The 13,667-nt window shown below is 43.6% G+C and carries 10 protein-coding genes, 1 tRNA gene and 1 pseudogene; 10 read left to right on the top strand and 2 right to left on the bottom strand.

Going from position 1 to position 13,667, the window contains the following annotated elements:
* Positions 1 to 28 precede the first annotated feature (28 nt).
* Positions 29 to 1,309: a tRNA lysidine(34) synthetase TilS gene (gene tilS / locus KTR06_RS14365; RefSeq protein ID WP_008025826.1), complete on the top strand. Its 1,281-nt coding sequence runs from the start codon at positions 29 to 31 to the stop codon at positions 1,307 to 1,309.
* On the opposite strand, the gene KTR06_RS14370 is transcribed toward tilS, so the two are convergent.
* Positions 1,294 to 2,130: a 4Fe-4S binding protein gene (locus KTR06_RS14370; RefSeq protein WP_004312931.1), complete on the bottom strand. Its 837-nt coding sequence runs from the start codon at positions 2,128 to 2,130 to the stop codon at positions 1,294 to 1,296. The two genes, tilS and KTR06_RS14370, sit on opposite strands and share 16 nt — an antisense overlap.
* Positions 2,131 to 2,366: 236 nt before the next feature.
* Between KTR06_RS14370 and rho the strand changes: the two genes are divergently transcribed.
* The 7 genes from rho (at position 2,367) to KTR06_RS14405 (ending at position 11,785) form a co-directional block, all read left to right on the top strand.
* Entirely contained in the window at positions 2,367 to 4,625 is a 2,259-nt protein-coding gene (gene rho, locus KTR06_RS14375) for a transcription termination factor Rho (protein WP_015532994.1), read from the top strand.
* Positions 4,626 to 4,911: 286 nt separating this feature from the next.
* Positions 4,912 to 6,378, top strand: coding sequence for a sulfatase (locus KTR06_RS14380; RefSeq protein ID WP_008025830.1), 1,467 nt, complete (start codon positions 4,912 to 4,914; stop codon positions 6,376 to 6,378).
* Positions 6,379 to 6,651: 273 nt separating this feature from the next.
* Positions 6,652 to 7,974, top strand: coding sequence for an MATE family efflux transporter (locus KTR06_RS14385; RefSeq protein ID WP_008025832.1), 1,323 nt, complete (start codon positions 6,652 to 6,654; stop codon positions 7,972 to 7,974).
* A gap of 104 nt (positions 7,975 to 8,078) precedes the next feature.
* On the top strand, positions 8,079 to 9,401 hold the full coding sequence (gene ffh / locus KTR06_RS14390; protein WP_004312925.1) for a signal recognition particle protein: 1,323 nt from the start codon (positions 8,079 to 8,081) through the stop codon (positions 9,399 to 9,401).
* 208 nt (positions 9,402 to 9,609) lie between these two features.
* Positions 9,610 to 10,491, top strand: a complete 882-nt coding sequence (gene folD / locus KTR06_RS14395) for a bifunctional methylenetetrahydrofolate dehydrogenase/methenyltetrahydrofolate cyclohydrolase FolD (RefSeq protein WP_004312924.1) — start codon at positions 9,610 to 9,612, stop codon at positions 10,489 to 10,491.
* On the top strand, positions 10,488 to 11,642 hold the full coding sequence (locus KTR06_RS14400; RefSeq protein WP_004312923.1) for a CapA family protein: 1,155 nt from the start codon (positions 10,488 to 10,490) through the stop codon (positions 11,640 to 11,642). Before folD ends, KTR06_RS14400 begins: the two co-directional genes overlap by 4 nt.
* A 64-nt stretch (positions 11,643 to 11,706) precedes the next feature.
* Positions 11,707 to 11,785 (top strand) — tRNA-His (locus KTR06_RS14405).
* A gap of 95 nt (positions 11,786 to 11,880) precedes the next feature.
* Here KTR06_RS14405 and KTR06_RS14410 read toward each other — a convergent pair.
* Positions 11,881 to 12,150 (bottom strand): annotated as a pseudogene (locus KTR06_RS14410) (transposase); the annotation flags it as partial.
* 86 nt (positions 12,151 to 12,236) lie between these two features.
* On the opposite strand from KTR06_RS14410, the gene KTR06_RS14415 reads away from it, so the two are divergent.
* Both KTR06_RS14415 and KTR06_RS14420 read left to right on the top strand, forming a co-directional pair.
* Positions 12,237 to 12,599: a transposase family protein gene (locus KTR06_RS14415; protein WP_008997339.1), complete on the top strand. Its 363-nt coding sequence runs from the start codon at positions 12,237 to 12,239 to the stop codon at positions 12,597 to 12,599.
* 133 nt (positions 12,600 to 12,732) lie between these two features.
* The gene (locus KTR06_RS14420; RefSeq protein WP_008997340.1) at positions 12,733 to 13,578 is read left to right on the top strand and encodes a transposase; all 846 of its coding nucleotides are present in this window, start codon (positions 12,733 to 12,735) and stop codon (positions 13,576 to 13,578) included.
* Positions 13,579 to 13,667 lie beyond the last annotated feature (89 nt).

Here is a 13,667-nt window from a genome sequence, read left to right on the forward strand (position 1 = left end):
TTATTGATAAACTCGTATCTTTGCAGATATGATACAACAACGCGTTACAAAATATATAGAAAAAGAACATTTGTTCTCACTGGATGCCAAAGTCCTGATTGCATTGAGTGGCGGTGCCGACTCGGTGGCGCTGCTATGTATTCTGCACACAGCAGGTTATCATTGCGAAGCCGCACACTGTAATTTCCACCTGCGAGGCGAAGAATCAGACCGGGATGAACTGTTTGTCCGCCAACTTTGCAAAAGAACCGGAATCCATTTGCATACAATTGATTTTAACACGACACAATACGCAAAGAAAAAACAGATTTCGATTGAAATGGCTGCACGGGAATTACGCTATGACTGGTTCGAGAAAACGAGAAAAGAATGCCAGGCAGATGTGATCGCCGTAGCACATCATCAGGATGATAGCGTAGAAACCATACTACTCAATCTGATTCGAGGTACAGGAATTACCGGTTTATTAGGAATCCGCCCCCGCAACGGAGCAATCGTGCGGCCTCTGCTTTGCGTCAATCGGGAAGATATCATTCATTATCTGGAGAGCATCGGACAAGATTATGTAACAGACAGTACCAATCTGGAAGACGAATATACCCGTAACAAAATCCGACTCAATCTCCTTCCTCTTATGCAAGAAATCAATCCGTCAGTCAAAAAGAATCTGATAGACACGAGCAATTATCTGAATGATGTAGCTACCATATATAATAAATGCATAGAGGAAACCAAAAATAATATTGTAACGACAGAAGGTATCCGAATCAGTGATTTAGTAAAGGAACCGGCACCCGAAGCTATTCTATTCGAAATCTTGCATCCTCTAGGCTTCAATTCTGCACAAATCAAAGATATTGCCTTTTCGCTTCACAGCCAACCGGGCAAACAATTTTGCAGTAAAAAATGGAGAGTGATAAAAGATAGAGAATTCTTATTAATAGAAGCTATTGAATCGGGAAATGAAATTCTTCCTCCTTTTCAAATCATCAAAGAAGAAAAAGAATACACCCCTGATTTCCTAATTCCACGCGACAAAGGAATAGCCTGTTTTGATGCCGACAAACTGAATGGAGATATTCATTACCGGAAATGGCAGACAGGAGACACTTTTATTCCTTTCGGAATGAAAGGAAAGAAAAAAATAAGCGATTATCTGACCGACCGCAAATTTTCTATCAGTCAAAAAGAACGCCAGTGGGTACTCTGCTGTGGAGAACACATTGCGTGGCTGATAGGCGAACGAACAGACAACCGCTTTCGTATTGATGAAACGACTAAGCGTGTCGTAATCTACAAAATAGTTTGAGGCAATTTCTGTTTCTTGAAGCAATCTGACAACAAAGCCGCAAAAGGAGTATCATACACCCGTGCTTTCTTAACGCAGGCTTTTACACAGGCACAACACTTGATACATTTAGCTTCATCTGTATGCAGCTCATCCCCTTTCGTTATAGCCCCTGCCGGACAACGGACCACACACAACCCACAATGGGTACACAAATTCTCATCCTCCACCCAAGGAGTGCGGGGAAGCGGTGTTCCACTTTTACGTAACTTGATAACTTTCCTCAAAAAGCGAAACAAAGGAAAAAATGGCTGGCTCGGACGTTTAATAGCACGTACGTCTACCGGATAAAGGGTATCCATGCTATCAGCAGCCTGTATTTTTTCCATGATTTTCTTCCCAAATTCCGTAGCAAAGGCTAAATCCGACTCATCGGGACGTCCCACCGCAATCGGATGTTTATCAGTACTATATGAATGTTCTCCAATAAAAGTTGCCCCGGCAATCACTTTCAATCCATGAGGAATAGCAAAAGCATCCAGTTCCATTAAAGCTTTTTCATAAGCACGGTTTCCATACACCACCACCAAAACGGTCGGAGTATCCACTCCCCGGATGTACTGCAAACGCTCCATTGCCAGAGGAGCGACATGACCTCCATACACAGGCACTACAATAATGGCCAAAGCAGATGCAGGAATCACGATTTCATCTGCAATTTGCTGCGTTACATTAATAGGAAGGATATTTTTTATGCCCGTACCGTGAACAATCGCTTCCGCAACTTGTTTAGATGTGTGTGTAGGCGAAAAATAAATTAAATGAGCTTCATTTACTGTCATACCATTTTCTTTTATGTAGCAAAGATACACTTTTACGTGGAAAAAAATGTTTGATTGTTCATGAAACCAAAAAAAATTATTATCTTTGCCCCGTTGAAACATTCTACGATTCAACATATACATCCCTAATTCAGAATAAAAAACAAAACGTATGCTTGCATATCTGTAGCCATAAGCTGTAGTAATGCTGTCCGTAATTCAGCAAAAAAAGAAATATTAATAACTTACCATACTATATGTATAACATTATCCAATTAAACGACAAAAATCTGTCGGAACTTCAAGTTATTGCCAAAGAGTTAGGCATAAAAAAAGCAGACTCATACAAAAAAGAAGACCTTGTTTATAAGATACTCGATGAACAGGCTATTGTAGGAGCTACTAAGAAAGTTGCCGCAGATAAGCTCAAAGAAGAACGCAAAAATGAAGAACAAAAGAAAAAGCGTTCACGGGTAGCTCCTACCAAAAAAGAAGACAAGGTAGTTTCCACACCAAAGAGTGGAGAGGTTAATAAAACAAAAGAAGCCACTCCTGTAAAAGCACCACAACCTTCCAAGAAAGAAGAAAGTACAAACAAAGAAAAAGAAGCTCCTGTTGTAGAAGCTAAAGCAGAAAACGCTACTACTGCTCCCAAGCGTAAAGTGGGCCGTCCACGCAAGAGCGCTGATGCAGAAGAGAAAAAAGAAGTAGAAAATGTAACACCGGCTGCTCCCAAAGTGGTGGAAACTAAGCCTGTTGTTGCAGAGAAAACTACTGAAACAAAAGAAAAAGCTGCTCCAGCACAACAGCCGACTGCTGAAAAGAAAGCAAAAAGCAAACCGGCTGCAGAAACAAATAAACCAGCCGCAGAGCCAAACAAGCCTGTTGCAGAGAAAAAAGTTATAGATAAACCACAAAAGAAAGCCGCACCCGTTATCGACGAGGAAAGCAATATCTTATCCAGCGTTGACGATGATGATTTTATTCCAATCGAAGATCTGCCTTCTGAAAAAATAGAGCTTCCTACCGAACTCTTCGGCAAATTCGAGGCAACTAAAACAGAACCTGTGCAAACAGCACCTGAACAGCCATCTCATCCTCAACAGCAACAACAATCTCAACAGCAGCAAGCACAGCAGCAACGCCCGCGTATTGTTCGTCCACGCGACAATAACAACGGTAATAACAATGTGAACAATAATAGCAATAACGCTAATAACAACAATAATAATTTCCAACGTAATAACAATAATCAAAATCAGGTTCAGAATCAGAACCAACAACGCTTACCGATGCCACGTGCCACTCAGCAAAACCATGCGAACGAGAATCTTCCGGCACAACAGCAACAACAGCAGGAGCGCAAGGTTATTGAACGCGAAAAGCCTTACGAATTCGATGATATTCTCAACGGAGTAGGCGTTCTGGAAATCATGCAGGATGGATACGGATTCCTCCGTTCTTCCGATTACAACTACCTTTCTTCTCCGGACGACATTTATGTATCACAATCTCAAATCAAACTCTTTGGTTTGAAAACCGGTGATGTAGTGGAAGGTGTTATCCGTCCACCCAAAGAAGGAGAAAAATATTTCCCGTTGGTAAAAGTGTCGAAAATTAACGGACGTGACGCAGCTTTCGTTCGCGACCGTGTTCCTTTCGAACATCTGACACCTCTTTTCCCGGATGAAAAGTTCAAACTTTGCAAAGGCGGTTATTCAGACTCCATGTCTGCACGCGTTGTTGACCTTTTCGCTCCTATCGGTAAAGGACAACGTGCCTTGATCGTTGCCCAGCCAAAGACAGGTAAGACTATCTTAATGAAAGATATCGCTAACGCTATTGCAGCCAATCACCCGGAAGTTTACATGATTATGCTGCTGATTGACGAACGTCCGGAAGAAGTAACCGATATGGCACGCAGCGTTAATGCAGAAGTTATCGCTTCTACTTTCGACGAACCGGCAGAACGTCACGTAAAAATTGCAGGTATCGTATTGGAAAAGGCAAAACGTTTGGTAGAATGTGGTCACGACGTAGTGATCTTCCTTGATTCTATCACCCGTCTGGCTCGTGCATACAATACAGTATCTCCTGCATCCGGTAAAGTTCTTTCCGGTGGTGTGGATGCAAATGCACTTCACAAACCTAAACGTTTCTTCGGTGCTGCCCGTAATATTGAAAACGGCGGCTCGTTGACCATCATCGCTACCGCATTGATCGATACCGGTTCTAAAATGGACGAAGTTATCTTCGAAGAATTTAAGGGTACCGGCAACATGGAGCTGCAGCTCGACCGCAACCTGTCCAACAAACGTATCTTCCCGGCAGTCAACATTACTGCATCCAGCACTCGTCGCGACGACCTGTTGCTTGATAAGACAACTCTTGACCGCATGTGGATATTACGTAAATATCTTGCAGACATGAATCCGATCGAAGCAATGGACTTCGTTAAAGACCGTTTGGAAAAGACCAGAGATAACGATGAATTCCTGATGAGCATGAACAGCTAATTAGCGGTAAACGATAAATGATGAACGGTGAACAAACTGCGTCCTAATAATTGCAGTTTGTTCACCGTTCTCTTTTTTAGCCACCCCGTTAATCAATAACCACTTGCCGTTCATCCTTCACAATCCAACGTTCATCAGCAATAGTTCCCCCTAATCATCCATCACACATTACATTTTTGTACAAAATACTTTCACTTGCGTCCAAAACTACTACTTCACCCTTTTTTGCGTTTCCTTTTTTCCTACTTTTGTTTCAAAATCAACTATTACTTAATTCTAACCAGTAATGAAAACTATTTATCCATTCATGGGATTAGCCCTATGCGGCGTAGCAGCCCAAGCTCAAGAAAAGCCCAATTTCCTGATTATCCAGTGCGACCATTTGACACAACGCGTCGTCGGAGCTTACGGGCAAACACAAGGCTGCACCCTCCCTATTGACGAAGTCGCTTCACGAGGAGTTATCTTCTCCAATGCTTATGTAGGCTGCCCTCTCAGCCAACCTTCACGCGCAGCTTTATGGAGCGGCATGATGCCTCATCAAACGAATGTACGTTCGAACTCCAGCGAACCTATCAACCCACGTATTCCCGAAAATGTACCGACACTAGGAAGCCTTTTTTCCGAAAACGGTTACGAAGCCGTACACTTCGGAAAAACACACGACATGGGCTCCCTAAGAGGATTCAAACACAAAGAACCGGTAGCCAAACCATTCACTGATCCGGAGTTCCCGGTTAATAACGACAGCTTCCTGGACGTAGGAACCTGCGAAGATGCTGTTGCTTATTTAAGCAACCCTCCCAAAGAACCATTCATCTGTATTGCCGATTTTCAGAACCCTCACAACATTTGCGGATTCGTAGGAGCAAATGAAGGAGTACATACCGACCGCCCCATCAGCGGAACTCTTCCTGAACTACCAGCCAACTTCGACGTGGAAGACTGGAACAATATCCCCAAACCGGTGCAATACATCTGTTGCAGCCATCGCCGCATGACCCAGGCCTCTCATTGGAATGAAGAGAATTACCGTCATTACATTGCCGCTTTCCAGCACTATACTAAAATGGTGTCCAAGCAAGTAGACAGTGTATTAAAAGCTCTTTACTCCACTCCTGCCGGAAGAAACACCATCGTTGTTATCATGGCCGATCATGGCGACGGAATGGCTTCACACCGTATGGTGACCAAGCATATCAGTTTCTATGATGAAATGACAAACGTTCCGTTTATCTTTGCAGGTCCCGGCATCAAACAACAGAAAAAACCGGTAGATCAACTATTGACACAGCCTACGCTGGATCTTTTGCCTACCCTTTGTGATTTGGCAGGAATTTCCGTTCCGGTCGAAAAACAGGGAATCAGTCTCGCACCTACATTAAAAGGAGAGAAACAGAAAAAGACTCACCCTTATGTAGTTTCCGAATGGCACAGCGAATATGAATATGTCGTTACCCCCGGACGTATGGTACGCGGACCGAGATACAAATACACGCACTATCTGGAAGGCAACGGAGAAGAACTATATGATATGAAAAAAGATCCGGGAGAACGCAAGAATCTCGCCAAAGATCCGAAATACAGTAAAGTTCTGGCAGAACACCGTGCCATGCTTGATGATTACATCACCCGCACAAAAGATGACTACCGAAGCTTGAAAGTAGATGCTGATCCACGATGCAGAAACCATACTCCCGGCTACCCCAACCACGAAGGTCCTGGAGTTCGGGAAATACTCAAAAGAAAATAAATAATAAAAAAGAGTGAAGACGACAAAGAAATCTTCACTCTTTTTAGTTCTTTCGCTGGCAAACTTACAAGCAAGCAGCGCACTAGTATAGCCCAAGAACACCGGCAAACACGAATCATCCGGTTCATATTAAGCCGTAAGGGAGACATGCTTCATTCCGAATCAACTAACAATAAAACTCCCGAAGGTCCGGAAATAGTTTTCATCTACTCCATCGCTTCCGAATCGAAATAAAGCACTATCTTTGCAAAGTGTAAACTTAAACGCTTAATTATGTATACCAACAAACAGATTTGGAGTGTCAGTTACCCGATACTACTAAGCTTGCTGGCACAAAATGTCATCAATGTCACCGACACAGCATTCCTCGGACACGTGAGTGAGGTAGCTCTTGGAGCATCGGCTATGGGCGGGTTATTTTATATATGTGTATTCACCATCGCATTCGGATTCAGTACCGGTTCGCAGATTGTCATAGCGCGACGCAATGGCGAAGGCCGCTATTCAGATGTCGGCCCTGTCATGATTCAGGGAGTCATGTTCCTGTTCGTGATGGCACTGCTGCTATTTGGATTCACCAAGGCATTCGGTGGAAACATCATGCGTTTGCTAGTTTCTTCAGAATCCATCTACGAAGGAACAATGGAGTTTCTGGACTGGCGTATTTACGGATTCTTTTTCTCTTTTATCAATGTCATGTTCCGGGCATTGTACATCGGCATTACACGCACTAAAGTGCTAACCATCAATGCCATTGTCATGGCATTAACCAATGTCGTACTGGACTATGCATTAATCTTCGGAAAGTTCGGTTTGCCGGAAATGGGTATCAAAGGGGCTGCTATTGCTTCCGTATTGGCAGAAGCCTCCTCCATTCTCTTTTTCGTCATCTATACGTATGCCACGGTCGATTTAAAGAAATACGGTATGAACCGCCTGCGCACATTCGACCCTGCATTGCTGATGCGGATCCTTAGTATCTCCTGCTTCACCATGCTGCAATATTTCCTGTCGATGGCTACCTGGTTTGTTTTCTTCGTAGCCGTAGAACGGTTAGGACAACGGGAACTGGCGATTGCCAATATCGTCCGGAGTATTTATGTCGTATTGCTGATTCCGGTCAACGCACTGGCTACGACTACCAACAGTCTTGTCAGCAATGCTATTGGTGCAGGAGGCATCCAGCACGTGATGCCGCTCATTAATAAAATTGCGCGTTTCTCCTTTTTCATCATGCTGGGGTTAGTAGCGGTATCGGCACTGTTTCCGCAGTTCCTGCTCTCTATCTACACCAGTGAAGCTGCGCTCATTACGGAGTCCGTACCTTCGGTATATGTAATTTGTTGCGCCATGCTTATCGCATCCGTAGCCAACGTGGTGTTCAACGGTATCTCCGGAACAGGAAATACACAGGCAGCCCTGTTGCTCGAAACGATTACAATTATCATCTACGGATCATACATCATTTTCATCGGAATGTGGCTGAAAGCACCGATCGAAATTTGCTTTACGATTGAGATTGTGTATTATAGCTTGCTGTTGATAACAAGTTATATTTATCTCAAAAAAGCAAAATGGCAGAATAAAAAGATATAAATACAAGAGATTTTTGTACATTTGCAAGCTCAAATAAAGAGTAGACGGAAAAGTCCCTCTTTCGCCCAAGTAAATTGTAATTAGTAATTCGTAATTAAATAACTATGTTCGATAATTTAAGTGAAAGACTAGAACGGTCATTCAAGATTCTGAAAGGTGAAGGCAAAATCACCGAAATCAACGTGGCGGAGACGCTGAAAGACGTACGTAAAGCACTTCTCGACGCCGACGTAAACTACAAGGTGGCAAAGAATTTCACGGATACAGTGAAAGAAAAAGCTCTTGGCCAGAACGTGCTTACGGCTGTGAAGCCAAGCCAGTTGATGGTGAAAATCGTACATGATGAACTTACACAGTTGATGGGTGGAGAGACAGCCGAGATCAATATCGACGCCCGTCCGGCAGTCATCCTGATGTCAGGTTTGCAAGGTTCGGGTAAGACCACCTTCTCCGGTAAGTTGGCACGGATGCTGAAAACCAAGAAAAACCGTAAGCCATTACTGGTGGCTTGTGACGTTTACCGTCCGGCAGCTATCGAACAGTTGCGCGTATTGGCAGAACAAATCGAAGTACCGATGTACTGCGAACTGGACAGCAAGAATCCGGTAGAAATCGCACAACACGCTATTCAGGAAGCTAAAGCCAAAGGATATGACCTCGTTATCGTCGATACAGCCGGACGTCTGGCAGTAGACGAACAGATGATGAACGAGATCGCCGCTATCAAAGAAGCAATCAACCCGAACGAAATTCTGTTCGTGGTAGACTCCATGACCGGTCAGGATGCTGTAAACACGGCTAAAGAATTCAACGAACGTCTGGACTTCAACGGTGTGGTACTGACCAAACTCGATGGTGATACCCGCGGTGGTGCGGCTCTTTCTATCCGTTCGGTAGTGAACAAACCGATCAAATTTGTTGGTACAGGTGAAAAGCTGGAAGCAATCGACCAATTCCACCCTGCCCGTATGGCCGACCGTATTCTCGGTATGGGTGACATCGTTTCATTGGTAGAACGTGCACAGGAACAATATGATGAAGAAGAGGCTAAACGTTTACAGAAGAAAATTGCCAAGAACCAATTCGACTTCAATGACTTCCTTAGCCAGATTGCACAAATCAAGAAAATGGGTAATCTGAAAGACCTTGCCTCCATGATTCCGGGAGTAGGAAAGGCAATCAAAGATATTGATATTGACGACAATGCTTTCAAAAGCATCGAAGCTATCATCTATTCCATGACTCCGGCAGAACGTTCCAACCCGGAAATACTGAACGGATCACGTCGTACACGTATCGCAAAAGGTAGCGGAACGACTATTCAGGAAGTAAACCGCCTGCTGAAACAGTTCGACCAGACTCGCAAAATGATGAAGATGGTAACTAGCAGCAAGATGGGTAAGATGATGCCTAAAATGAAAAGATAATCATTCAATAGATCCAAACTGATTATAACAAAAAAAGAGGAAGTTTCGACTTCCTCTTTTTTTGTATCCGGAAGCCTACAGTAGAAAGTAGTTTCTCCACTAACAAACTGATAATATACTGCTCATCTCCTGACAAAAATTCCAATCCTTTTGGAGAGTTCAGTTATTTATTTTACTTTTGCCCATCACCAATAAATACCCTGAAAATATGACTCTGATAGACGGAAAAGCCATTTCCGAACAAGTGAAACAAGAGATTGCAGCCGAAGTAGCCGAAATTGTGGCTCGTGGCGGAAAACGCCCGCATCTGGCGGCTATCCTTGTTGGACACGATGGTGGTAGCGAAACGTATGTAGCTGCCAAAGTAAAAGCCTGTGAAGTATGTGGATTCAAGTCCTCCCTCATCCGTTATGAAAGTGACGTGACCGAAGAAGAACTGCTTGCCAAAGTACGCGAACTGAATGAAGACGACGATGTAGACGGCTTTATCGTACAACTTCCCTTACCTAAACATATCTCCGAACAGAAAGTAATCGAAACGATTGATTACCGTAAAGATGTAGACGGCTTCCACCCGATCAACGTAGGCCGTATGTCCATCGGACTTCCGTGCTATGTATCCGCTACTCCCAACGGTATCCTCGAATTGTTGAAACGTTACGAAATAGAGACTTCCGGCAAAAAATGTGTTGTACTCGGACGTAGCAATATCGTCGGCAAACCGATGGCTGCCCTGATGATGCAGAAAGCCTATCCGGGCGATGCCACGGTGACGGTATGCCACAGCCGCAGCAAAGACCTGATAAAAGAATGTCAGGAAGCTGATATTATCATCGCTGCCCTGGGACAACCCAACTTTGTAAAAGCCGAAATGGTGAAAGAAGGTGCGGTAGTTATCGATGTAGGTACTACGCGTGTGCCGGATGCAACCAAGAAATCAGGCTTCAAACTGACTGGTGACGTGAAGTTTGACGAAGTTGCCCCAAAATGTTCCTTTATCACTCCCGTACCGGGCGGTGTTGGACCGATGACGATTGTATCGTTAATGAAAAATACACTCTTAGCTGGCAAGAAAGCCATTTATCAATGAAACATAGCTTGTTTCTGATGATTTTACTTCTCTCTTTGTCCTGCACCTCCCGGTCGCAGGCAAAGAGAGATTCTATCATCGATACCCTGTCGGACAGCCTTTCCGCAACCGACAGTATTTCCCCCACTGATACCCTACGACTCCTTTTCGTAGGTGACCTCATGCAGCATCAAGGACAAATCAACGCTGCACGGACCTCAACCGGCTATGATTACTCCACCTGTTTTACGTACGTTAAAGAAGAAATAGGGAGAGCCGATCTCGCTATCGCCAATCTGGAAGTTACGTTAGGAGGCAAACCCTACAAAGGTTATCCTGCTTTCAGCGCACCGGACGAATTTCTGACCGCAATTCATGACGCAGGTTTCAATGTTTTAGTGACTGCCAACAATCATAGTCTCGACCGTGGCAAATCCGGACTGGAGCGTACCATTCAACTTATCGACTCGTTGAAAATTCCACATGCAGGCACGTATATCAACACCGAAGAACGCGACAAGAAATATCCTCTTTTATTGGAAAAGAACGGGTTCCGCATCGCCCTGCTCAACTATACGTATGGCACAAACGGTATCCCCGTTACTCCTCCCAATATCGTGAACTATATTGATACAACAGTTATCGCCAAAGATATTGAAGAGAGCAAAGCAATGAAACCGGACGCAATCATAGCTTGTATGCATTGGGGAATCGAATACCAGTCGCTCCCGGACAAAGAGCAGAAATTCCTTGCTGACTGGCTGATTCAAAAAGGAGTAAATCATGTCATCGGCTCCCATCCTCACGTAGTTCAACCCATCGAAGTTCGTACAGACAGCGTGACAAACGACAAACATCTCGTAGTCTATTCACTGGGAAATTATATTTCCAATATGTCCGCCCGCCGCACCGATGGTGGACTGATGGTAAGAATGGAATTAGTAAAAGACAGCACAGTCCGTCTCAATAATTGCGAGTATAGTTTAGTCTGGACAGCCCGCCCCATTCAGTCCGGAAAAAAAAATCATCAATTACTCCCCGTCAACCTACCTGCTGATTCAATTCCTTTACAAGCACGTAACTCTCTGAAGATCTTCACAAATGATGCTCGAACCCTTTTCAACAAGCACAATCAGGGAATAAAAGAATATACTTTTTACAAAAAAAAGTAGTGAAATCTTTTGGAGATTAAAAGATAATATCTATCTTTGCACCGCGTTAGAGAAACGCAGACATGGTGGCTGTAGTTCAGTTGGTTAGAGCGTCAGATTGTGGTTCTGAATGTCGTGGGTTCGAGTCCCATCTGCCACCCCCAAAGAAACCCTTGTAAGTTAAGTACTTATGAGGGTTTTCTTTTTGTTGGTAGAATATCATTCAAGTGCTAAAGTTTTGGCTCGGCTCACCCGATAATCATTGGGGGTATGCATAAATCTTAGCCAGTCTAAAGAGGAAGAATTTCTCATCCACTACTCCTCTTAATGCGGTTCTGAATTGTTTGATTTTCGCATTAAAGGATTCAGCCGCCGCATTAGAGGATCTTTTATTATAAAAGTTAAGAATATCATCATAATGTTCATAGAAGGTTGCTGCAATTACATTGAAAGCATGAAAGCCTGCCTCTTCCACTTTATTATACCATTTAGCCATACTCAATCTTGCCGCATCTTTGATTGTATTTTTGGGTCAGTCCGAAAACCCTGTGGATATGTTATGTTAATACGCGCAAGTGAACTATCTTTGCGGAAGATTAAAAAAATAACAATCCAATGAATTCTAATCGCAATCTAGATAAGTTACTACGAGTCATCTTTCCCGAAGTTTTAATGGAGTATTTCGATATCTCCGGTTGGCATGACGGCTCTGATAAAATCGAAGTTTGGCTTGACGAAAAACACTACCTGGAACGTTCTGACTATAAGAGCGGAACCGTGATCTCCCATGGTTTTACCGATGAGAAAGTTATTCAGGACTTTCCTTTGCGTGGCAAACCTGTTTATCTCCACGTAAGACGTCGTCGCTGGTATGACAAAGCTACCGGGGAAACGTTTTCTTATACCTACGATGATCTAACTGCCGAAGGAACGAAACTCACTCCTGAGTTCGTTGCTTTTTTAAAAGAAGAAGATTGAAACTACCGCGGCCAGCATAAGCTCCATAGCAGATGCTTATGGGGTAAACGGTAAACAGTTAACTTCCCAGTACAAGGAGTTTATCAGCGCATACAGACAGTGGGATCAGTTAGATCATGCCACAGAATATGTCCTGTTCAAACAGAACATAGGTCCCAGCCTTTGTATTGACGAGACTTCTTTGAGTTGCGGAGAATTATATACTGTTGTCACTAACCGTGCGGGACATGGTGGCAGAGGTACTCTTGTGGCCATGATACGTGGCACGAAGTCTGAAGACGTCATAAAGGTGCTTGAAATGATTCATCTCTCCAAGCGTAAGACAGTCAAAGAGGTCACTTTGGATCTTTCACCGACCATGATGCGGATTGTCCGAACGGGTTTTCCCAATGCCACGATGACCAATGACCGGTTTCATGTCCAGAAGCTCTTTTATGAGGCAATTGATGAGCTCAGGATTACTTATCGCTGGATGGCACGGGATTTAGAGAACGATGAAATTCAGCGGTGCAAAGAACAAAATATAGAGTATGTCCCGTTTCGATATACCAATGGTGATACCCGTAAGCAGCTGTTGGCAAGGGCTAAACATGTACTTGTCAAGCATTATAGTAAATGGACTGAATCCCAAAGAATACGTGCGGAAATCATATTCGACCATTATCCGGAACTGAAATCAGTTTACGACTTGGCTATAGAGTTGACCAATATATATAATAAGCACTATGACAAGGATGTGGCACGTGGAAAGCTTGCCTTGTGGTACAATAAAATAGAAAAGCTTGGATACGGATGTTTCAGAACCGTAACAAATACCATGCAGAACTATTATGAAACAATACTAAACTATTTCGTTAGCAGGGAAACGAATGCATTTGCAGAATCATTCAATGCAAAAATTAAAGCGTTCAGAGCACAGTTTAGGGGAGTAGGAGATATACCATTCTTTATGTTTAGATTATGCAAACTGACAGTGTGAATTTAACATATCCACAGGGTTTTCGGACTGACCCGTATTTTTGGCAAGAATCATTCTGAGTGAATGACATAATCCATACGCCTGTCCCA

The sequence above is a fragment of the Bacteroides sp. MSK.20.12 genome (assembly GCF_019052435.1).
GTDB classification, from domain to species: domain Bacteria; phylum Bacteroidota; class Bacteroidia; order Bacteroidales; family Bacteroidaceae; genus Bacteroides; species Bacteroides xylanisolvens.

Excerpts from the sequence above, each read along its gene's own strand:
- tilS (WP_008025826.1), top strand. The coding sequence starts at position 29 with ATGATACAACAACGCGTTACAAAATATATAGAAAAAGAACATTTGTTC.
- KTR06_RS14370 (WP_004312931.1), bottom strand. The coding sequence starts at position 2,130 with ATGACAGTAAATGAAGCTCATTTAATTTATTTTTCGCCTACACACACA.
- rho (WP_015532994.1), top strand. The coding sequence starts at position 2,367 with ATGTATAACATTATCCAATTAAACGACAAAAATCTGTCGGAACTTCAA.
- KTR06_RS14380 (WP_008025830.1), top strand. The coding sequence starts at position 4,912 with ATGAAAACTATTTATCCATTCATGGGATTAGCCCTATGCGGCGTAGCA.
- KTR06_RS14385 (WP_008025832.1), top strand. The coding sequence starts at position 6,652 with ATGTATACCAACAAACAGATTTGGAGTGTCAGTTACCCGATACTACTA.
- ffh (WP_004312925.1), top strand. The coding sequence starts at position 8,079 with ATGTTCGATAATTTAAGTGAAAGACTAGAACGGTCATTCAAGATTCTG.
- folD (WP_004312924.1), top strand. The coding sequence starts at position 9,610 with ATGACTCTGATAGACGGAAAAGCCATTTCCGAACAAGTGAAACAAGAG.
- KTR06_RS14400 (WP_004312923.1), top strand. The coding sequence starts at position 10,488 with ATGAAACATAGCTTGTTTCTGATGATTTTACTTCTCTCTTTGTCCTGC.
- KTR06_RS14415 (WP_008997339.1), top strand. The coding sequence starts at position 12,237 with ATGAATTCTAATCGCAATCTAGATAAGTTACTACGAGTCATCTTTCCC.